This window comes from Tenacibaculum sp. MAR_2009_124 (assembly GCF_900105455.1).
GTDB lineage: Bacteria > Bacteroidota > Bacteroidia > Flavobacteriales > Flavobacteriaceae > Polaribacter.
On record NZ_FNSF01000002.1, the window covers coordinates 491421 to 510722 of the forward strand.

Consider the following 19302-nt stretch of genomic DNA (forward strand, 5'->3'; position numbering starts at 1 on the left):
AACAATGAAACAATCAGAAATTAAAGAATTATCAACAGCTGATTTACAAGATAAGCTTGGAGCGTTGAAGAAAAATTATACTGATCTTAAGATGGCTCATGCTATAACTCCATTGGAGAATCCTTTAGAGTTACGTACCTTAAGAAAAACTGTGGCAAGAATTGCTACAGAGTTAACTAAAAGAGAATTACAATAATTCTAGTCAGTTTTAAAGATGGAAAAAAGAAATCTTAGAAAAGAGAGAATAGGTGTTGTATCTAGCAATAAGATGGAGAAATCTATCGTGGTAAGCGAGGTAAAGAGAGTAAAGCACCCAATGTACGGAAAGTTCGTTTTGAAAACGAAGAAGTATGTTGCACATGACGAGAATAACGATTGCAACGAAGGTGATACTGTTAAAATAATGGAAACTCGTCCATTAAGTAAATCTAAGCGTTGGAGATTAGTAGAAATCCTAGAAAGAGCTAAATAATATGTTACAAACAGAATCAAGATTAAAAGTAGCAGACAATACTGGTGCCAAAGAGGTTTTAGTAATTAGAGTTTTAGGAGGAACAAGAAAGCGTTACGCTAGCGTTGGAGATAAAATCGTAGTTACGGTAAAGTCTGCAACTCCAAACGGAACTGTAAAGAAAGGTCAAGTATCTCGTGCAGTTGTTGTTCGTACTAAGAAAGAAGTTAGACGTAAAGACGGATCATATATCAGATTTGATGATAACGCATGTGTGTTATTAAATCCAACTGAGGAAATGAGAGGAACTCGTGTTTTCGGACCTGTGGCTCGTGAATTACGTGAGAAACAATTTATGAAGATAGTATCATTAGCACCTGAAGTGCTTTAAAATCGAAGATAAGATGAAGAAGTTTAAAATCAAATCAGGAGATACTGTTAAAGTTATCGCTGGAGACCACAAGGGGGCTGAAGGTAAAGTATTAAGTATACTTAAAGATACGGACAGACTAGTAGTTGAAGGGGTTAATATGGTTTCTAAGCATACTAAACCTAGTGCTACTAATCCGCAAGGAGGTATCGTAAAAAAAGAAGCTTCATTACACATTTCTAACGTTGCACTTGTTGAAGACGGTGAAACAGTTAGAGTAGGTTACAGAGTTGATGGAGATAAGAAGGTAAGATTTTCAAAGAAATCAGATAAAGCAATATAACCATGAGTTACGTACCAAGATTAAAAGAGGAGTACAAGAGCAAAGTTGTAAAAGCTCTTACTGAAGAATTCGGTTATAACAATCTAATGCAAGTGCCAAAATTACAAAAAATCGTTGTAAGCAAAGGGGTAGGTGCAGCTATAGCTGATAAGAAATTAATTGAATATGCTATTGAGGAATTGACTACAATTACTGGGCAGAAAGCAGTTTCAACTATATCTAAAAAAGATGTAGCAAACTTCAAACTACGTAAAGGAATGCCTATTGGAGCAAAGGTTACGTTAAGAGGTAATGTTATGTACGAGTTTTTAGATCGTTTAGTCACTGCTTCTTTACCGCGTGTTAGAGATTTCAACGGTATAGCTAATGGTTTTGATGGTAGAGGTAATTATAATTTAGGAATTACTGAACAAATCATTTTCCCAGAAATTAATATTGATCAAGTGAAAAAAATTAGTGGAATGGATATTACATTTGTAACATCTGCAGGAACTGATAAAGAAGCGAAATCATTATTAGCAGAATTAGGATTACCATTTAAAAAGAATTAATAAGATGGCTAAAGAATCAATGAAAGCGCGTGAGCGCAAAAGAGCTAAAACGGTAGAGAAATACGCTGAAAAGAGAAAAGCTTTGAAAGAAGCTGGAGACTATGAAGGCTTACAAAAGTTACCGAAAAATGCTTCACCGGTTAGAAAGCATAACCGTTGTAAATTAACTGGACGTCCAAAAGGATATATGCGTCAGTTTGGTATTTCACGTGTAACTTTCCGTGAAATGGCGAACCAAGGGTTAATTCCTGGAGTTAAGAAAGCAAGCTGGTAAAATATTTATTTTATTATATAAAAAAGGTCATACTGTTAAAGTATGGCCTTTTTGTTTTGTAACGATTAAACAATAATTGACATTTCGTATGTTTGAGGACATATGAAAAACAATATTACGACATACTTAAACAGAGTGTATCCATATTACTATAATTTAAGAAACACGATAATTATAGGGGGATTAGTTTTGTTGTTGTCTGTTTGTTTTAGCATTTTTTTTGAGCCGTTTGAAGTTAATCAAGGTGAACTTAAGTTTAGTTTTTTTCTGGTTTCTTTAATACATTCTTTGTTGTCGCTTGTAGTTTTTTTTATACTAGTATTGGTTTTACAATTATTCAGAACTAATGGTAAAACATGGAGAATAAAAGATGAATTTGGATTCTTATTGACTTTAATAATAATAATAGGAGTGTTTCAGTTTTTAATACGAGATTTTATTTATGATAAAGATGATAATTGGTCTTTAAGATATTTATACGAGGAAGTTAGAAATACAATCTTAGTAGGAGGTCTTTTAATTTTTATAATTACGTCTATTAATGCTAAAAGATTAAATTTAAAAAAGGAGTCAAAGGAAAAAGAGGGGATGTTTAGTAAGGACTCTATTCCTTTTGTATCAAATGAAATAGCAATAAAAACACAAGTAAGGTTAGATGATTTTGTTTTAAATATTAATGAGTTTGTTTGCGCCAAGTCGGATAAAAATTATGTAAAGATTGTTCTAAATAATGATGTAATGTTAAAAAGAATGACCATAAAGAGTTTAGAGGATCAATTGTGTTCCTATAAATTTATCTTTAGAACTCATCGTTCATTTATTTTAAATCTAAAAGTAGTCCAATCAGTAGAAAGAAGCTCACAAGGCTATAAAGTTTTAATTAGAAATTTTAAGGAAATAGTACCCGTTTCTCGAGCAATGATTATTGAATTTGATAAGAAGAATAGAACCATTAATAATTAATTTATACTGTTAATAATCAAATTTAGTTTGTAATTAGGGCTATATTTATAATCTAATTATAGTAAGAGGAACTATATATTCTTGGATTTTTAGAGCTACTTGATATTAGTAACATATTTTATGCTATTTGTCCCAAATAGCCGTAATACTGGGCTAAACGGATTTCATGTATCTATTTTCGTAAAAACTATTTAATTTTTTAAAATGGATAAAATAAGAAGGTACGATTTGGATTGGTTACGTGTAATTTCGGTTTTTGCGGTTTTTTTACATCATGTATTAATGCCTTTTAATGGAGATGGATTTCATATTATAAATGAAGAATCGAGTAAAGTATTAGATGACACTATGGTGTATTTTGAACAGTTTAGATTACCCTTGTTGTTTTTGGTATCTGGAATAGGAACAGTGTATGCGTTTTCTAAGAGGAACTGGTTGAGTTTTATGAAAGAGCGAAGTAAAAGATTGTTAATTCCATTGATTTTTGGAGTATTGGTATTAGTACCGCCTCAAATTTATTTCGAATTCTTGAATGAGCACGAAAGTTTTCTTATTGAATATCCAACTATCATGAGTAAACTGGAAGTCAATCATCTTTGGTTTATTGAGAATCTTTTTCTGATGTCTTTGGTTTTTATTCCATTTATAGTTTTTTTTAATTCGAATAGAAGTGCTAAAATAAAGCGGTACATACGGAAAGTAACAACTAACTACGGCTTGTTTTTATGGGTAACTTTGTTAATAGTAATAAGGGTTATAACTAAACATTATTTTCCAAGTGATTCTAAAAGTTTCACGAATCCCTCGACAACGTTATACTACAGTTTCTTTTATGCAAGTGGAATAGTTATTTCAAGTACTAAGAGCTTATGGAAGGTGCTATTGAAAAATAGGAGGAGAAATTTAATTATATCATTATTGTGCAGTTTAATTTTCTATGGTTATTATTATATTCCTAATGAGTATGTTTCTCCTTATTTTTCTTTAACAACGAGATGGCACTTGTGGTATATTGCCTGTTCTTTAGTTTCTTGGTCTGTCATAATATGTTGTTTAGGGTATGGGCAAATATTTTTAAATAAAAGAAGTAAATTATTATATAAACTTAACGAAGCTGTATATCCTTTCTATATGCTACATCAAACGGTAATAATTGCTATTGGATATTATGTTTTAAAAATTAAAGCAGATATATCGGTAAAGATAGTTGTTTTAAGTATTAGCTCATTCTTTGTAATAACAGCAATTTATTTATTGTGTGTATATCCGTTTAAATGGATGCGTTTTTTATTTGGTATGAAAGAAAAAAAAACAGTGCTAAAAAACTAAAAATATAGCATGCTTGATTGTGTTCAAGATTTGTACCTATGTAATACGAATTGACAATAAATTAATAGTCAAACTGATAATTGGTAAAAGCCTTTTTTTTTCGAAAACTTTATGTATATTTGCACTCTGTTTTTTATGGGGTAATTACGCCTTGTAATGAAATTTTATGTAAAAAGGTTTCATTTTTTAGAGCATAATTGTCATAAAAACAAAAAATAAATATTAACTGGTTTCAGGTTTAGTAATTACGATAAGTCGTAGGTACTATAGAAATTACTAAAAACCAAAACCGCAAATTAATTAATTATGTACACAGATCCAATCGCGGATTTTCTAACTCGAGTGAGAAATGCAATCGGTGCAGGTCACAGAGTTGTTGAGGTTCCTGCTTCAAAGCTGAAGAAGGAGATGACCAAAATTTTGTTCGATCAAGGGTACATTTTAAGTTATCAATTCAATGATGAATCTGTACAAGGTTCAATCAAGATAGCTTTAAAGTACGACAGATCAACAAAGGAGTCAGTTATCAGAAAGATTCAAAGAGTTTCAACGCCAGGTTTACGTAAGTATGTGGGAGCTAAAGAAATGCCTAGAGTTTTAAACGGTTTAGGTATTGCTATTGTGTCAACATCGAGAGGTGTAATGACTAACAAGAAAGCTCGTCAAGAAAACGTAGGGGGAGAAGTATTATGTTACGTTTACTAAAAACACGTTTGTAAAATGAGTAGAATAGGAAAAAATCCAATCGCATTGCCACAAGGTGTTGAAGTTAAAGTAAACGATAACGTGGTAACAGTAAAAGGTAAATTAGGAGAATTAACGCAAGAGTTAACTTCTAATATTACTGTAAAAGTTGAAGATGGTACTATTACAGTTGAAAGACCATCAGAAACTAAAGAGCACAGAGCTAAGCATGGTTTATACCGTTCTTTAATCAATAATATGATTGAAGGAGTTAGCAAAGGTTATACGAAAGAATTAGAGTTAGTTGGAGTTGGTTATAGAGCTTCAAATCAAGGTCAAAAATTAGATTTAGCTTTAGGTTTTTCTCATAACATAGTTTTAGAATTAGCTCCAGAAGTTAAAATAGAGACGGTTTCTGAAAAAGGTAAGAACCCAATCATAAAGTTAACTTCACATGATAAGCAATTAGTAGGTCAAGTTGCCGCTAAAATTCGTTCATTCCGTAAGCCAGAACCTTACAAAGGAAAAGGAATTAAGTTTGTAGGAGAAGTATTAAGAAGAAAAGCAGGTAAATCTGCATAATAAATAAGAGAAATATTATTATGGCATTATCAAAGCTTGAAAGAAGACAACGTATTAAGTATAGAATAAGAAAAATAATAACTGGAACTGCTCAAAAGCCAAGGTTATCTGTTTTTAGAAGTAATAAAGAGATCTATGCTCAATTAATTGACGATGTTGCTGGAGTTACATTAGTATCAGCTTCATCAAGAGATAAAGAGGTTTCATCTAGCTCTAAAGTAGAGGCAGCTACAGCAGTTGGGAAATCTATTGCTGAAAAGGCTGTTAAAGCTGGAGTGGAAACTGTTGCTTTTGATCGTAACGGTTATTTATACCACGGAAGAGTAAAAGTATTAGCTGACGCTGCAAGAGAAGCTGGTTTAAAATTTTAAGAAATTATATTATGTTAGGATATAAAAACGTAGAAAGAGTAAAACCAAGCGGATTAGAGCTTGTAGATAAATTAGTTGGCGTACAACGTGTTACTAAGGTAACTAAAGGTGGTAGAGCATTCGGTTTTTCTGCAATTGTTGTTGTTGGTGATGGAAGTGGAGTTGTAGGTCACGGATTAGGAAAGTCTAAAGACGTTTCGTCTGCAATTGCAAAAGCAGTTGAAGAAGCTAAAAAGAATTTAGTTCGCATTCCTCTTTTAGATGGTACTTTACCTCATGAGCAAAAAGGTAAATTTGGTGGAGCTAGGGTTTTCATTAAGCCAGCATCACATGGTACCGGAGTTATCGCAGGTGGAGCTGTTCGTTCAGTTTTAGAATCTGTAGGAGTAAAAGACGTATTATCAAAATCTCAAGGTTCTTCTAACCCTCATAATGTGGTTAAGGCTACTTTCGATGCATTGTTACAATTACGTAGTGCAGAGACTATCGCTAAGCAAAGAGGAATTTCTTTAGAGAGAGTTTTTAACGGATAAAATTTAAGACGATGAGTAAAATTAAAGTTACACAAGTAAAAAGTCAAATTGGTCGCCTTAAAAATCAAAAAAGAACTTTAGAGGCGTTGGGTTTACGTAAAATCAACCAAACTGTAGAGCACGAAGCATCGGCTACAATTTTGGGGATGGTAAATAAAGTTAAACACTTAATTTCTGTTGAAGAAATTAAATAAGATATTATAAAATGAGTTTACATAACTTAAAACCAGCATCAGGATCTACTAAAAGCGGTAAAAGAATCGCTCGTGGAGAAGGTTCTGGTCACGGAGGTACTTCTACAAGAGGTCATAAAGGAGCTAAATCTCGTTCAGGATATTCTCGTAAAGTAGGTTTTGAAGGTGGTCAAATGCCTCTTCAAAGACGTGTACCAAAATTTGGATTCACTAACAGAAATCGAGTAGAATATGTTGGTGTTAATTTAGATAAATTACAAAATTTAGTAGACAAGGGTAGAATAACTGATACTGTTACTTTAGACATATTAGTAGAAAACCGTTTGGCTCGTAAAAATGACCTAGTAAAGATATTAGGGAATGGAGAGTTAAAGACTAAATTGAATATTACTGTGCATAAATTTACTGCATCAGCAAAAGCTGCAATAGAAGCAGTTGGTGGTGACGCGGTTACCTTATAAGAAAACTGTAAATGATGAATTTTATAAATACTTTAAGAGACATTTTCAAGATTGAAGAGTTAAAAGAAAAAATACTTTTAACCATTGGTTTAATTGCTGTATATAGATTTATGGCGGCTGTTCCTTTACCTGGAATAGATCCAACTCAATTAGCAGCATTAAAAGACCAAACTGGAGGTGGTCTTTTAGGTTTATTAAACGCATTTACAGGTGGGGCATTTGCTAGAGCGTCAGTAATGGCACTTGGTATTATGCCATATATTTCTGCATCTATTGTTGTTCAGTTAATGGGTATTGCGGTACCGTATTTACAAAAGCTACAGAAAGATGGAGAGAGTGGTAGAAAAAAGATTACTCAAATTACTAGATGGCTAACCATTTTAATCACTTTGGTTCAAGGACCAACTTATATTACAGCTATCAAAACACAATTTGGTTTACCAGATGCAGCATTCCTAGTTTCAGGAGCTACCTTCTGGGTGTCATCAATGACTTTACTAACAGCAGGTACTATTTTTGCTATGTGGTTGGGTGAGCGTATTACTGATAAAGGTGTTGGTAACGGTATTTCGTTATTAATTACTGTTGGTATTATAGCTAATTTCCCAGTAGCATTTTTACAAGAAGTTGTATCAAAAACAGAAAACGCTGGTGGTGGTGGTATCATGATGATCTTAATAGAACTAATTGTTTGGTTTGTAGTAATTTTATTAACCGTGTTATTAGTAACAGCCGTTCGTAAAGTTGCTGTTCAGTACGCTCGTCGTACTGCAGTAACGAATATAAAGGAAGTAGATGGCGCTAGACAGTACATTCCTTTAAAGTTAAATGCGGCGGGTGTAATGCCAATTATATTTGCTCAAGCTATTATGTTTTTACCAGTAGCTTTAGGTCAAAAATATCCAGCATTAAATAGTTTAGCTGATAATTTCGGTTTATGGTATAACGTTATATTTGCTATCTTAATTATTGTCTTTAGTTACTTTTATACAGCGATTACAATTCCTACGAATAAAATGGCTGAAGATTTAAAGAGAAGTAATGGTTTTGTTCCTGGATATAAACCAGGAGAAGAAACGGCAAGCTATTTAGATTCGGTGTTATCTAAAATAACATTCCCAGGATCTTTATTCTTAGCGGCTTTATCTATTTTACCAGCAATTATTGTAAAGTTTGGAGTTACTCAAAACTGGGCAATGTTTTACGGTGGAACATCCTTAATCATTATGGTAGGTGTTGCAATTGATACAATTCAACAAATTAACTCGTACTTATTAAACAGTCGTTACGATGGTTTAATGAAGTCAGGAAATAGTAACAACAGAAAATCATTAAAATAATATGGCTAAACAAGCAGCAATTCAACAAGATGGAACTATAACCGAAGCATTATCAAATGCTATGTTTCGTGTAGAATTAGAGAATGGACATATTGTTACGGCTCACATTTCAGGAAAAATGAGAATGCACTATATTAAGTTATTACCTGGTGATAAGGTAAAACTTGAAATGAGTCCGTATGATTTATCGAAGGCAAGAATTACTTACAGATATTAAAAAACAAAACTGATGAAAGTAAGAGCATCATTAAAGAAAAGAAGTGCCGACTGCAAAATTGTTCGCAGAAAGGGCAGATTATATGTAATAAACAAGAAGAATCCTAGATTTAAACAAAGACAAGGGTAGTTATGGCAAGAATCGCAGGTATTGATATTCCAAAGAATAAGAGAGGCGTTATCGCTTTAACTTACATCTTTGGTATAGGAAGAAGCAGAGCTAAAGAAGTTTTAGCAAATGCTAAAATAGATGAGAGCATCAAAGTTCAAGATTGGACAGATGATCAAATTGCAGCAATTCGTGAGCAAGTTGGAATTTACACTATTGAGGGTGAGTTACGTTCTGAAGTTCAATTAAGCATTAAGCGTTTAATGGATATCGGATGTCAAAGAGGTATCCGTCACAGACTTGGTTTACCTTTAAGAGGTCAGAGAACTAAAAATAACTCTCGTACGAGAAAAGGTAAGAGAAAAACTGTAGCTAACAAGAAAAAATAATCACTAGGTTATTTTTACTAATAGTAATGAATTATGGCAAAGTCTAAAGTAACAAAAAAACGTAAAGTTGTAATTGAATCAGTTGGTGAAGCACACGTAACTGCATCATTTAACAACATCATTATATCGTTAACAAATAAAAAAGGAGATGTAATATCTTGGTCATCAGCTGGTAAAATGGGCTTCAGAGGATCAAAGAAAAACACTCCTTATGCAGCACAATTAGCAGCAGAAGATTGTTCTTCTGTAGCAAAAGAAGCTGGATTACGTAAAGTTAAGGTATATGTAAAAGGACCTGGAAATGGTAGAGAGTCGGCGATACGTGCTATTCACAACTCAGGGATAGAAGTAACCGAAATCATTGATGTAACTCCAATTCCTCATAACGGGTGTCGTCCACCTAAAAGAAGAAGAGTATAAGCTGAAGTAATTTCAGTTTATATTTATTTTAAAGTAATATAAATTTTAACCTAGCAGGAGAACGATTATCGAAGGAATACGCCTTAATTCATAATCCCTGCTTAATAATATAGAAATGGCAAGATATACAGGACCAAAAACTAAAATTGCTCGTAAGTTTGGAGAAGCAATTTTCGGAGAGGATAAAAGTTTTGAAAAAAGAAATTATCCTCCAGGACAGCATGGATCAGGAAAGAGAAGAGGTAAGAAATCTGAATATGCTATTCAGTTAAGTGAAAAGCAAAAAGCTAAATATATTTATGGTGTTTTAGAACGTCAATTTAGTAACTTATTCAAAAAAGCATCTTCTTCTAAAGGGATTACAGGTGAGGTTTTACTTCAATTATGTGAATCTCGTTTAGATAACGTTGTTTATCGTTTAGGTGTTTCTAACTCTAGGAGAGGTGCACGTCAGTTAGTTTCTCACCGTCACATTACTGTTAATGGTGAAATCGTTAACATACCATCATATAGCGTAAAAGCTGGAGATGTAGTAGCGGTAAGAGAAAAGTCTAAATCTTTAGAAGCTATAGAGAACGCATTAGCTTCTAATAGTAGTGTTTATGAATGGTTATCTTGGAATTCTGATCAGAAGGCTGGTACTTTTATTAAAGCTCCGGAAAGACTTCAGATTCCAGAAAACATCAAAGAGCAGTTAATCGTAGAATTATATTCTAAGTAATAAATTAATCATATTGGTATTTAGCCAAAGGGTTTGTTGGAATTTCTTCAATCTTATAAACCGCGCAACTGAATAACAATTAAAACGAAGAAAACAAATGGCAATTTTAAACTTTCAAAAACCTGACAAAGTAATAATGGTCGAATCTACTGATTTTACAGGAAGATTCGAATTTAGACCACTAGAGCCAGGTTTTGGATTAACAGTTGGTAACGCTTTAAGGAGAGTATTATTATCATCTTTAGAAGGATTTGCAGTTACATCATTACGTATTGATGGAGTAGATCATGAGTTCTCAACAATAGAGGGAGTAGTGGAAGATGTAACAGAAATCATCTTAAACTTAAAGCAGGTTCGTTTCAAGAAACAAATTGAAGAATCTGATAGAGAAACTGTTTCTATTGCTATTTCAGGACAAGAGCAGTTAACGGCAGGTGATTTGCAGAAATTTATCTCAGGTTTTCAAGTATTAAATCCAGATTTGGTACTTTGTAATATGGATAAATCAGTGAATTTGAACGCTGAAATTACTATCGAAAAAGGTAGAGGTTTTGTACCAGCTGAAGAAAATAAAAGAGCTGGAGCTCCATTAGGGACGATTTTTACAGATTCAATTTACACTCCTATTAAGAATGTAAAATATGCTATAGAAAATTTCCGTGTAGAGCAAAAGACTGATTACGAAAAACTTGTTTTCGATATTGATACTGATGGTTCAATTAACCCAAAAGACGCTTTAACAGAAGCTGCTAAAATTTTAATCCACCACTTTATGTTATTCTCTGATGAGCGTATCACTTTAGAGGCGGATGAAATTGCACAAACTGAAACATATGATGAGGAATCATTACACATGCGTCAGTTGTTAAAGACAAAATTAGTTGATATGGATCTGTCAGTTCGAGCATTAAATTGTTTAAAAGCTGCAGAAGTTGATACTTTGGGAGACCTAGTATCATTTAACAAAAGTGACTTAATGAAGTTCAGAAACTTTGGTAAGAAGTCATTAACTGAATTAGAAGAGTTAGTGCATAACAAAGGGTTGAATTTTGGAATGGATTTAAGCAAATACAAATTAGATAGAGATTAACCTTTCATATTTTGCTCCTTATGATGAGTTGCAGCAAGATGAAAGATAAAGCCAAATGTCATGAGACACGGAAAGAAAATCAATCATTTAGGAAGAAAAACTGCGCATAGAAAAGCTATGTTAGCGAACATGTCTTGTTCTTTAATAGAGCACAAGCGAATCAACACTACTGTTGCTAAAGCTAAGGCATTACGTAAATTTGTTGAGCCTTTAATTACTAAATCAAAGGCGGATACAACTCACAATCGTCGTATTGTGTTTAGTTATTTACGTGATAAATTTGCAGTTACTGAGCTTTTCAAAGAGATATCAGTAAAAGTAGCTGATAGACCAGGTGGATATGTTCGTATTATCAAGTTAGGAAACCGTCAAGGAGATAACGCTCCTATGGCTATGGTTGAATTAGTTGATTACAACGAGTTATACGATCCTAAAGGAAATAAAGCTAAAAAGTCTACTCGTCGTAGTCGAAGAGGTGGAAAGAAGAATGCTGAAGCAGCTCCTGCAGCAGTTGAAACTCAAACTTCTCAAGAAGAGGAATAGTCTAATTTTTAGGTATTTAAAAAAGGGATAAACATATGTTTATCCCTTTTTTTGTTATTTTTGAGAATCACACTAAATGATTGATCATGAGAAATTTAATGATAGTTATGTTGTTGTTCTCTTCGTTTTATATAAAGGGACAAGATAATGATAATGTTATTTTAAATAATGAAGCCCTAAAAATGGGAATATACGCCATAAACACCCAGTATGGAAGTTCAACATGGGTGAACAACCCTTCAAGAAGTATTGAAGGGTCAGTATTCCTTTTTGAAAATTGGTCTAACACTGGAGTATTTCATACGAGAGATAAAAAGGAGCTTACTTTAAAAAGTATAAATATTAATTTATCCGCGAATATTTTCGTTGCTCGTTTTGGAAAAGGTTTGGACTCTCTCTTCACTTTCGATAGCAATAAAATCGGAAAAGTTAGAATTGGTAAATCGAGTTTTAAATTTGTAAATATTGATGGGCAGAATAGAATCGCGGAGGAGTTATTAAACGTTGAAGATTATGCTTTATATAAATACACGTTTCTTGGGATTATTGAAGGATCGGTCAATCCCATGTTAAGTAGGAAGTCTGATAAATATGTAAAAAAGAGCCAGCTGTACTTTCAAAATGAAGAGATTCTAACTGAGATCAAACTGAAAAAGAAAAGCATCTTAAAAGTAGTAGCACAATCAGAAGAAGAAAGGAAATCAATAGAGCGTTTTTACAAGAAAAACAAACTATCCTTTAAAAAGATTGAAAGCCTAAAAAAATACTTAACTACCTTATAAGCGTATTAAAAATGTTTTAATCTGTAAAGATTTAATTAAACATATTGTTTCTAATATTGTAGTACAATCTAATAGATCGATTTAAAAATCTGTTTAATCATAATACCAGCGAAGTATTTATATACTGTTGAAAGGTGATCTTCTTAATTTTAGGACTTATTTACTTAAAAAAAGATAAAAAGTGTTGATTATTAAACTCGTTAATTAGTACTTTTGCATGATTTATTTAATGAGTAAATAGAATTAATATAGTAAAGATGAAGTATCAACAAAGAAAACAGGCTTTAGTATTATTAGCTGACGGGACAATTTTTTACGGTAAATCTGTTGGAATTGAAGGAACAGCAACTGGAGAGATTTGTTTCAATACTGGGATGACGGGCTACCAAGAAATTTTTACGGATCCTTCGTATTTCAGACAATTAATGGTTACAACCAATGCTCATATTGGAAACTACGGTGTCAATAGTCAAGAAGTAGAATCTGATGGAATTAAAATTTCTGGTTTAATCTGTAGAAATTTTAGCTTCACACACTCAAGACCTGACTCTGAAGGAAACTTAAAAGACTGGTTTGAAAAACACAATTTAGTTGCAATATCAGATGTTGATACAAGAGCATTAGTTTCTTATATTAGAGACAATGGGGCTATGAATGCGGTTATTTCTACTCAAGTTGATAATGTTGAAGAATTAAAGAAGCAATTGCAAGAGGTTCCTAGCATGGAAGGATTGGAGTTGGCATCTAAAGTATCAACAAAAGAACCTTATTTCATAGGAGAAGAAGATGCACCAATTAAGATATCAGCGCTTGATATCGGTATTAAGAAAAATATATTAAGAAACTTAGCTAAAAGAGGAGCTTATATTAAAGTATATCCTTATAACTCAAGTTTCCAAGATTTGAACTCATTTAATCCTGACGGTTATTTTATTTCTAATGGCCCTGGTGATCCAGAACCTCTAGTAGACGCTCAGAATACTGCAAAACAAATTATAGAGAAAGATTTACCGTTATTTGGAATTTGTTTAGGACATCAAGTAATAGCCCTAGCAAATGGAATTTCTACTTATAAAATGCATAATGGGCATAGAGGAATTAATCATCCCGTGAAAAACTTAATAACAGGAAAAGGAGAAATAACTTCTCAAAACCATGGTTTTGCTATCAATAGAGAAGAAACTGAAGCACATCCTGATGTTGAAATTACACATGTTCATTTAAATGATAATACAGTGGCAGGTATTAAGATGAAAAACAAAAATGTTTTTTCAGTTCAGTATCACCCTGAAGCGAGTCCTGGACCAAATGATGCAGAGTATTTATTTGACCAGTTCATTGAAAATATTAAGAAAACAAAATAAGAATAATTCCCACTAAACAGTGGGAATTTTACTTTGACAACGTTTTCGCAGAATCATTATAAATTAAAAGAATTAAAGGGTAGTATTTTGTAACTTGGCTACCAGAAATTACTAACAAATTAACACTATGAGTATTATAATCAACATCCATGCACGTCAAATTTTTGATTCAAGAGGGAATCCTACTGTAGAGGTAGATGTAACTACTGAAAATGGAGTTGTGGGTAGAGCAGCAGTTCCTTCAGGAGCATCAACTGGAGAACATGAAGCCGTAGAATTGCGTGATGGAGGAGATTCATATATGGGAAAAGGTGTCTCAAAAGCAATAGAAAATGTAAATACACTTATTGCTCAAGAGCTTTTAGGCGTTTCTGTTTTTGAACAAAACATAATCGACAAAACCATGATTGATTTAGACGGTACTCCAAACAAGTCTAAATTAGGAGCAAATGCAATTTTAGGGGTGTCTTTAGCAGCAGCAAAAGCAGCGGCAAACGAATTGGGATTACCTTTATATCGCTATGTAGGAGGGGTTTCTGCAAATACACTTCCTGTTCCAATGATGAACATTATTAATGGAGGATCTCACTCTGATGCACCTATTGCTTTTCAAGAGTTTATGGTAATGCCAATTAAAGCTAAAAATTTCACAGAAGCGATGCAAATTGGTTCTGAGATATTTCACAATTTAAAGAAAGTATTACACGATAGAAATCTTTCAACAGCAGTTGGAGACGAAGGAGGTTTTGCACCTACTTTAGAAGGAACTGAGGATGCTATTGAAACAATAGCTTTGGCAACAAGAAATGCAGGATATAAATTCGGAGAAGAAGTTATGATCGCATTAGATTGTGCTGCGGCAGAATTTTATGTTGACGGAAAATATGACTATACGAAGTTTGAAGGAGACAAAGGAGCCGTTAGAACTTCAGAAGAACAAGCTTCTTATTTAGCTGAGTTGGCTGGGAAATATCCAATTATTTCTATTGAAGACGGAATGGATGAGAATGATTGGGACGGATGGAAATCATTAACGGAAAAAGTTGGAGATAAAGTACAGTTGGTAGGAGATGATTTATTCGTTACAAATGTAGAACGTTTATCTCATGGTATTTCGAATGGTATCGCTAATTCTATTCTAATTAAAGTTAATCAAATTGGTACTTTAACAGAAACGATTGCAGCTGTAAACATGGCACATAACGCAGGATATACTTCTGTAATGAGTCACAGATCTGGTGAAACAGAAGATAATACTATTGCAGATTTAGCCGTTGCGTTAAATACAGGTCAAATAAAAACGGGTTCTGCATCACGTTCTGATCGTATGGCAAAATACAATCAATTGTTACGTATTGAAGAGCAGTTAGGAGATGTTGCTTATTATCCACAAGAACGAGCTCTTAAAGTAAAATAAAAATAGAAAAATTTCAAAGCAAGGTTTTTTTCTAACAAGAATGGAATTTTAGATCTCAGAAAATAGGTTTCTGAGGTCTTTTTTGTTTTTTACAGTTGTTAAAGAAGAGTAATGAGATTAAAATAATTAGTGTAGTTGTGAACTTTTAATTGAAATATTAGGGTTTAAGTACTTGTTTGTTAGTGTTTTGTGTTTGTTTTTGCGTTGACTGTGTTTTTTTTGGTGTTGTTAAGATAGAATATTTCTTTATAGAATAGGTGTATTGTAAATTATAACGAACAATCAATCCACTTTAATATGAATTAACAAAAAAACAATATAATGAAAACCTTTCTAAGATACTTTTTAATAAGCGGATTTATTTACCTGGCTTCATGTTCGGGAAATGAAGATGAGAATATATTACCTCAATCTTTATTGAATAAATCAATAGAAAAAGATACGAATTACAAAAATTTATTATTTAATGGACCAGATGCCTTTGATCAGGTACCATGGCCAGTGAATTACGAGATTTGGGGCGAATCGATTCCTATCCCGGGAGATCATACTTTAACTGGACCAAATCCTGTATTAGATGAACTGAATGATTTCAAGGATTATGTTTCAAATGTATCACTTACTTTAGAAGTAAGTAGTACAGGTGGATCTTGGTATAAACGATATAAATACACATTTACAAACCGTTCGCAAGAATCAATGCATGTTGACGCGGCGGTTTTCATGTTTGTAGGTCCAAAAAATACCAGTGGAGAAAGACATGTTTCTATTTTAAACAATGTTGATGGTCATGGGCATCCTCAGCAAGATTTTGTTGAAGTTCCGCTTGGGAATGGTGCAGATTCCTACTATATAGCTCGATTGGTGTTTCATGATGTACCAGAAGCAAAGAGAACATTAACACCAGGAAGTTCTCTCGTCTATATGATTGGATTCCCAATGAATCCGTTTTCTAGTCCTTATGGAATATCCGTTGAAAATTCGATGAAAACAGTGAGATTTATAGCGGATCTTTCAGGAAATAAAAACGAAGATTTAGTTAGAAAATATGGAACAAAAAGATATACTAACTAACCGTTTAACTTAAATTTTAATTAAGATATTGGATTGTTATTGTTTGAAATAATTCAGGATCGCTGAAAATTAACTTTCAGCGATCTTTTACTTTTAAATAATTGTTGTAAAAATTACTAGGTTAGATGAAATATCGAATTTATTAAGAAGAGAATTTATTTATAAGATTAATTTATTTGATTCTAGGAAAGTATATTTTTAGACTTTATTTACCAGGGCTTTTTTATGTCTAATAATTATAAAAAGATGTTATCTGAAAATGATAAAAATCTATTCGTCGCATCTTTCAAAATTTTATAAAAAATGGTATCTTCGCAAATGACTACAATTATAAAAAATTAAGATACAAAATGTCAGATATAGCAAAATTACAAATTGGCGAAAGCATATATGAGTTTCCTTTGGTAAAAGGGGCGGAAAATGAAACTGCAATTGATATAAAAACTCTTAGAGGTGCAACTGGAGGAGTAGTTACAATTGATCCAGGTTTCAAAAACACAGGTTCTTGCCAAAGTGCTATAACATTTCTTGACGGAGAAAAAGGTATTTTAAGATATAGAGGGTATTCAATTGAAGAATTGGCCGAAAAAGCAGATTTCTTGGAAGTTGCTTATTTATTAATTTTTGGTGAATTACCTACGAAGGAGCAGTTAGATAAATTCTATAATGATATATTAGATAATGCTATAGTAGATGATGACATTAAAAAAATATTAGATGCATTTCCAAAGAATGCACACCCGATGGGAATTTTATCTTCATTAACTTCTGCACTAACTGCATTTAATCCTACTTCTGTAAATGTTGATTCAGAAGAAGAAATGTATAATGCAATTGTGAAGATAATGGGGAAATTTCCAGTTTTAGTTGCTTGGTCTATGCGCAAGAAGACAGGAATGCCTTTACATTACGGTTCTCGTAAATTAGGATATGTTGAAAATATCTTAACAATGATGTTCCAAAAACCTAACGACGAGTATGATATAAATCCTATCTTGTTAAATGCGTTAGATAAACTTCTAATTTTACACGCTGATCATGAACAAAATTGTTCAACCTCAACAGTAAGGATTGTAGGATCTTCTCATGCTGGTTTATTTCCATCAATAGCAGCAGGTATTTCTGCGCTTTGGGGGCCTTTACACGGAGGCGCGAACCAAGCGGTTTTAGAAATGTTAGAAGGAATTAAGGCAGATGGAGGAGATACTAAAAAATATATGGGGAAAGCGAAAGATAAAGAAGATCCTTTCCGTTTAATGGGATTCGGACACCGTGTTTATAAAAACTTTGATCCAAGAGCAAGAATAATAAAAAAAGCAGCAGATGAAGTTTTAGCAGATTTAGGTGTTGAAGATCCTGTTTTAGATATAGCAAAAGGATTGGAAAAAGAAGCTTTAAGTGATGAGTACTTTGTAAATAGAAAATTATATCCAAACGTAGATTTCTATTCAGGGATAATTTATAGAGCAATGGGAATACCTGTTGAAATGTTTACAGTTATGTTTGCACTTGGGCGTTTACCAGGTTGGATAGCGCAGTGGAGAGAAATGAGGTTACGTAAAGAGCCTATCGGTAGACCTCGTCAGGTTTATACAGGAGCAAACGAAAGATCATTTGTTAAGTTAGAGGACAGATAAAAAATAACCAATAACCGAATGTCATTTAAATATTTAAATGGCATTTTTTTATTGAAGAGAGAAAAGAAAAGATTAAATCATTTTCATCGACTTCAATAAGTTTTAAAATTTTAGAGATGAAGGAAATTAAAATAATTAAAAACCGATCTGATATTGGAGCAGGAACGCGGGGTTCTGATATGGGAATTGATGCTATTGAAATAGCAGCCATTAATAAAGGAAGTAATTATTTCGATAGATATGATTTTGAAGATGTAATTACAGAAAATGAATCTATTTACGATAAGAAAAATAATTCTTTTGCGAAACGAATTGAAAATGTTTTCAATCAATGTAAACGACTTTCAAATCATGTAAAAGTAAATCTTCAAGAAGGAAAGTTTCCCGTGGTAATATCAGGTGACCATTCATCTGCGTTAGGAACTATAAGTGGTGTAAAAGCTGCGAACCCTACAAAAAGAGTTGGGGTTATATGGATTGATGCTCATGGAGATTTACATTCACCATACACCTCTCCTTCTGGAAATATTCATGGTATGCCTTTGGCGGCCGTAATTGCGGATGATAATTTAGATTGTCAAATAAACGATATCGATAGAGAAACTTCAGAGTTTTGGGATAGAATGAAAAATATTGGTACTCCTGGACAAAAAGTGTTAGGAGAAGATATCGTGTTTTTTGGTGTTCGTGACACAGAGATGCCTGAAGATAAGCAAATGGAAAAATTCGGAATCAAAAATTATATGGTTGCCGAATCTCGTCACAGGGGAATTGACGTTTGTGTTAATGAAGCATTAGAGAAATTAAGTAACTGTGATGTTTTATATGTATCTTTTGATGTAGATGCAATGGATTGCGATATGATTTCTTACGGTACAGGAACACCTGTGTCTAAAGGATTTGATCAGTTTGAGGTGATAGAAATCATTAAATTGTTACTAAAAAGTACAAAGGTAGCCTGTCTGGAGCTAGTTGAAGTAAATCCTTTATTAGACAACAAAGGGAATAAAATGGCTGAAACGGCTTTTGATGTGTTAGATTCAATTACTCAGGAGATTGAAAATCTCTAAAAAATAAAAAATTAAAAAAGTCTT

Annotated in this window: 28 protein-coding genes; all 28 read left to right on the top strand. The window is 32.8% G+C overall.

The window, feature by feature from the left end; all coding sequences use genetic code 11:
- The first annotated feature begins 4 nt into the window (after positions 1-4).
- The 28 genes from rpmC (at position 5) to BLW23_RS08780 (ending at position 19278) form a co-directional block, all read left to right on the top strand.
- Positions 5-196 (top strand): 50S ribosomal protein L29, encoded by a 192-nt coding sequence (gene rpmC / locus BLW23_RS08645; protein WP_093668853.1) that lies wholly within the window; start codon positions 5-7, stop codon positions 194-196.
- 18 nt (positions 197-214) lie between these two features.
- A complete protein-coding gene (gene rpsQ / locus BLW23_RS08650) occupies positions 215-472 on the top strand; it encodes a 30S ribosomal protein S17 (RefSeq protein WP_093668855.1) in 258 nt (85 codons plus the stop codon).
- 1 nt (position 473) lies between these two features.
- Positions 474-842 (top strand): 50S ribosomal protein L14, encoded by a 369-nt coding sequence (rplN, locus tag BLW23_RS08655; protein ID WP_093668857.1) that lies wholly within the window; start codon positions 474-476, stop codon positions 840-842.
- Between the two features lie 13 nt (positions 843-855).
- On the top strand, positions 856-1164 hold the full coding sequence (gene rplX / locus BLW23_RS08660) for a 50S ribosomal protein L24 (RefSeq protein ID WP_093668859.1): 309 nt from the start codon (positions 856-858) through the stop codon (positions 1162-1164).
- Positions 1165-1166: 2 nt separating this feature from the next.
- A complete protein-coding gene (gene rplE, locus BLW23_RS08665) occupies positions 1167-1715 on the top strand; it encodes a 50S ribosomal protein L5 (protein WP_093668861.1) in 549 nt (182 codons plus the stop codon).
- A 4-nt stretch (positions 1716-1719) separates the two neighbouring features.
- Positions 1720-1989: a 30S ribosomal protein S14 gene (gene rpsN / locus BLW23_RS08670; RefSeq protein WP_093668863.1), complete on the top strand. Its 270-nt coding sequence runs from the start codon at positions 1720-1722 to the stop codon at positions 1987-1989.
- A 291-nt stretch (positions 1990-2280) separates the two neighbouring features.
- Positions 2281-2952: a LytR/AlgR family response regulator transcription factor gene (locus BLW23_RS08675; protein ID WP_176829781.1), complete on the top strand. Its 672-nt coding sequence runs from the start codon at positions 2281-2283 to the stop codon at positions 2950-2952.
- 204 nt (positions 2953-3156) lie between these two features.
- The gene (locus BLW23_RS08680; protein ID WP_093668867.1) at positions 3157-4281 is read left to right on the top strand and encodes an acyltransferase family protein; all 1125 of its coding nucleotides are present in this window, start codon (positions 3157-3159) and stop codon (positions 4279-4281) included.
- Positions 4282-4587: 306 nt separating this feature from the next.
- Positions 4588-4986 (top strand): 30S ribosomal protein S8, encoded by a 399-nt coding sequence (rpsH, locus tag BLW23_RS08685; protein ID WP_093668869.1) that lies wholly within the window; start codon positions 4588-4590, stop codon positions 4984-4986.
- Between the two features lie 15 nt (positions 4987-5001).
- Entirely contained in the window at positions 5002-5547 is a 546-nt protein-coding gene (rplF, locus tag BLW23_RS08690) for a 50S ribosomal protein L6 (protein WP_093668871.1), read from the top strand.
- A 20-nt stretch (positions 5548-5567) separates the two neighbouring features.
- A complete protein-coding gene (gene rplR / locus BLW23_RS08695) occupies positions 5568-5918 on the top strand; it encodes a 50S ribosomal protein L18 (RefSeq protein WP_093668873.1) in 351 nt (116 codons plus the stop codon).
- 11 nt (positions 5919-5929) lie between these two features.
- The gene (gene rpsE / locus BLW23_RS08700; RefSeq protein WP_410529750.1) at positions 5930-6451 is read left to right on the top strand and encodes a 30S ribosomal protein S5; all 522 of its coding nucleotides are present in this window, start codon (positions 5930-5932) and stop codon (positions 6449-6451) included.
- Positions 6452-6462: 11 nt separating this feature from the next.
- On the top strand, positions 6463-6645 hold the full coding sequence (rpmD, locus tag BLW23_RS08705; RefSeq protein ID WP_093668877.1) for a 50S ribosomal protein L30: 183 nt from the start codon (positions 6463-6465) through the stop codon (positions 6643-6645).
- Positions 6646-6656: 11 nt separating this feature from the next.
- The gene (gene rplO / locus BLW23_RS08710) at positions 6657-7106 is read left to right on the top strand and encodes a 50S ribosomal protein L15 (protein WP_093668879.1); all 450 of its coding nucleotides are present in this window, start codon (positions 6657-6659) and stop codon (positions 7104-7106) included.
- A 14-nt stretch (positions 7107-7120) separates the two neighbouring features.
- Entirely contained in the window at positions 7121-8446 is a 1326-nt protein-coding gene (secY, locus tag BLW23_RS08715; RefSeq protein ID WP_093669386.1) for a preprotein translocase subunit SecY, read from the top strand.
- 1 nt (position 8447) lies between these two features.
- Positions 8448-8663: a translation initiation factor IF-1 gene (gene infA / locus BLW23_RS08720; protein WP_093668881.1), complete on the top strand. Its 216-nt coding sequence runs from the start codon at positions 8448-8450 to the stop codon at positions 8661-8663.
- A 12-nt stretch (positions 8664-8675) separates the two neighbouring features.
- Positions 8676-8792 (top strand): type B 50S ribosomal protein L36, encoded by a 117-nt coding sequence (ykgO, locus tag BLW23_RS08725; RefSeq protein ID WP_010181906.1) that lies wholly within the window; start codon positions 8676-8678, stop codon positions 8790-8792.
- A 2-nt stretch (positions 8793-8794) separates the two neighbouring features.
- On the top strand, positions 8795-9160 hold the full coding sequence (gene rpsM / locus BLW23_RS08730; RefSeq protein ID WP_093668883.1) for a 30S ribosomal protein S13: 366 nt from the start codon (positions 8795-8797) through the stop codon (positions 9158-9160).
- A 33-nt stretch (positions 9161-9193) separates the two neighbouring features.
- The gene (rpsK, locus tag BLW23_RS08735) at positions 9194-9580 is read left to right on the top strand and encodes a 30S ribosomal protein S11 (RefSeq protein WP_093668885.1); all 387 of its coding nucleotides are present in this window, start codon (positions 9194-9196) and stop codon (positions 9578-9580) included.
- A gap of 115 nt (positions 9581-9695) precedes the next feature.
- Positions 9696-10301 carry a 30S ribosomal protein S4 gene (rpsD, locus tag BLW23_RS08740; RefSeq protein WP_093668887.1) on the top strand — a complete coding sequence of 202 codons (606 nt, stop codon included), beginning with the start codon at positions 9696-9698 and terminating at the stop codon, positions 10299-10301.
- 97 nt (positions 10302-10398) lie between these two features.
- Positions 10399-11391: a DNA-directed RNA polymerase subunit alpha gene (locus tag BLW23_RS08745; RefSeq protein WP_093668889.1), complete on the top strand. Its 993-nt coding sequence runs from the start codon at positions 10399-10401 to the stop codon at positions 11389-11391.
- 60 nt (positions 11392-11451) lie between these two features.
- Entirely contained in the window at positions 11452-11934 is a 483-nt protein-coding gene (rplQ, locus tag BLW23_RS08750) for a 50S ribosomal protein L17 (protein WP_093668891.1), read from the top strand.
- 86 nt (positions 11935-12020) lie between these two features.
- Complete coding sequence (locus tag BLW23_RS08755) at positions 12021-12716, top strand: hypothetical protein (RefSeq protein WP_093668893.1); 696 nt, start codon at positions 12021-12023, stop codon at positions 12714-12716.
- A 257-nt stretch (positions 12717-12973) separates the two neighbouring features.
- The gene (gene carA, locus BLW23_RS08760) at positions 12974-14080 is read left to right on the top strand and encodes a glutamine-hydrolyzing carbamoyl-phosphate synthase small subunit (RefSeq protein ID WP_093668895.1); all 1107 of its coding nucleotides are present in this window, start codon (positions 12974-12976) and stop codon (positions 14078-14080) included.
- Positions 14081-14207: 127 nt separating this feature from the next.
- Positions 14208-15497, top strand: coding sequence for a phosphopyruvate hydratase (eno, locus tag BLW23_RS08765; RefSeq protein ID WP_093668897.1), 1290 nt, complete (start codon positions 14208-14210; stop codon positions 15495-15497).
- Positions 15498-15818: 321 nt separating this feature from the next.
- Positions 15819-16571 carry a hypothetical protein gene (locus BLW23_RS08770; RefSeq protein ID WP_093668899.1) on the top strand — a complete coding sequence of 251 codons (753 nt, stop codon included), beginning with the start codon at positions 15819-15821 and terminating at the stop codon, positions 16569-16571.
- Between the two features lie 350 nt (positions 16572-16921).
- The gene (locus BLW23_RS08775) at positions 16922-18208 is read left to right on the top strand and encodes a citrate synthase (RefSeq protein WP_093668901.1); all 1287 of its coding nucleotides are present in this window, start codon (positions 16922-16924) and stop codon (positions 18206-18208) included.
- Between the two features lie 116 nt (positions 18209-18324).
- Entirely contained in the window at positions 18325-19278 is a 954-nt protein-coding gene (locus BLW23_RS08780) for an arginase (protein WP_093668903.1), read from the top strand.
- Positions 19279-19302 lie beyond the last annotated feature (24 nt).

What these genes read in the sequence shown, in the direction of transcription:
- rpsE (WP_410529750.1), top strand. Translation starts at nt 5,930, where the DNA reads ATGTTAGGATATAAAAACGTAGAAAGAGTAAAACCAAGCGGATTAGAG.
- BLW23_RS08775 (WP_093668901.1), top strand. Translation starts at nt 16,922, where the DNA reads ATGTCAGATATAGCAAAATTACAAATTGGCGAAAGCATATATGAGTTT.
- rpsM (WP_093668883.1), top strand. Translation starts at nt 8,795, where the DNA reads ATGGCAAGAATCGCAGGTATTGATATTCCAAAGAATAAGAGAGGCGTT.
- rplO (WP_093668879.1), top strand. Translation starts at nt 6,657, where the DNA reads ATGAGTTTACATAACTTAAAACCAGCATCAGGATCTACTAAAAGCGGT.
- rpmD (WP_093668877.1), top strand. Translation starts at nt 6,463, where the DNA reads ATGAGTAAAATTAAAGTTACACAAGTAAAAAGTCAAATTGGTCGCCTT.
- BLW23_RS08680 (WP_093668867.1), top strand. Translation starts at nt 3,157, where the DNA reads ATGGATAAAATAAGAAGGTACGATTTGGATTGGTTACGTGTAATTTCG.
- BLW23_RS08770 (WP_093668899.1), top strand. Translation starts at nt 15,819, where the DNA reads ATGAAAACCTTTCTAAGATACTTTTTAATAAGCGGATTTATTTACCTG.
- ykgO (WP_010181906.1), top strand. Translation starts at nt 8,676, where the DNA reads ATGAAAGTAAGAGCATCATTAAAGAAAAGAAGTGCCGACTGCAAAATT.
- rplR (WP_093668873.1), top strand. Translation starts at nt 5,568, where the DNA reads ATGGCATTATCAAAGCTTGAAAGAAGACAACGTATTAAGTATAGAATA.
- eno (WP_093668897.1), top strand. Translation starts at nt 14,208, where the DNA reads ATGAGTATTATAATCAACATCCATGCACGTCAAATTTTTGATTCAAGA.
- BLW23_RS08745 (WP_093668889.1), top strand. Translation starts at nt 10,399, where the DNA reads ATGGCAATTTTAAACTTTCAAAAACCTGACAAAGTAATAATGGTCGAA.
- rpsK (WP_093668885.1), top strand. Translation starts at nt 9,194, where the DNA reads ATGGCAAAGTCTAAAGTAACAAAAAAACGTAAAGTTGTAATTGAATCA.
- rpsN (WP_093668863.1), top strand. Translation starts at nt 1,720, where the DNA reads ATGGCTAAAGAATCAATGAAAGCGCGTGAGCGCAAAAGAGCTAAAACG.
- BLW23_RS08780 (WP_093668903.1), top strand. Translation starts at nt 18,325, where the DNA reads ATGAAGGAAATTAAAATAATTAAAAACCGATCTGATATTGGAGCAGGA.
- secY (WP_093669386.1), top strand. Translation starts at nt 7,121, where the DNA reads ATGAATTTTATAAATACTTTAAGAGACATTTTCAAGATTGAAGAGTTA.
- rpmC (WP_093668853.1), top strand. Translation starts at nt 5, where the DNA reads ATGAAACAATCAGAAATTAAAGAATTATCAACAGCTGATTTACAAGAT.
- BLW23_RS08755 (WP_093668893.1), top strand. Translation starts at nt 12,021, where the DNA reads ATGAGAAATTTAATGATAGTTATGTTGTTGTTCTCTTCGTTTTATATA.
- infA (WP_093668881.1), top strand. Translation starts at nt 8,448, where the DNA reads ATGGCTAAACAAGCAGCAATTCAACAAGATGGAACTATAACCGAAGCA.
- rplE (WP_093668861.1), top strand. Translation starts at nt 1,167, where the DNA reads ATGAGTTACGTACCAAGATTAAAAGAGGAGTACAAGAGCAAAGTTGTA.
- rplQ (WP_093668891.1), top strand. Translation starts at nt 11,452, where the DNA reads ATGAGACACGGAAAGAAAATCAATCATTTAGGAAGAAAAACTGCGCAT.
- rplN (WP_093668857.1), top strand. Translation starts at nt 474, where the DNA reads ATGTTACAAACAGAATCAAGATTAAAAGTAGCAGACAATACTGGTGCC.
- carA (WP_093668895.1), top strand. Translation starts at nt 12,974, where the DNA reads ATGAAGTATCAACAAAGAAAACAGGCTTTAGTATTATTAGCTGACGGG.
- rpsD (WP_093668887.1), top strand. Translation starts at nt 9,696, where the DNA reads ATGGCAAGATATACAGGACCAAAAACTAAAATTGCTCGTAAGTTTGGA.
- rplX (WP_093668859.1), top strand. Translation starts at nt 856, where the DNA reads ATGAAGAAGTTTAAAATCAAATCAGGAGATACTGTTAAAGTTATCGCT.
- rpsQ (WP_093668855.1), top strand. Translation starts at nt 215, where the DNA reads ATGGAAAAAAGAAATCTTAGAAAAGAGAGAATAGGTGTTGTATCTAGC.
- rpsH (WP_093668869.1), top strand. Translation starts at nt 4,588, where the DNA reads ATGTACACAGATCCAATCGCGGATTTTCTAACTCGAGTGAGAAATGCA.
- rplF (WP_093668871.1), top strand. Translation starts at nt 5,002, where the DNA reads ATGAGTAGAATAGGAAAAAATCCAATCGCATTGCCACAAGGTGTTGAA.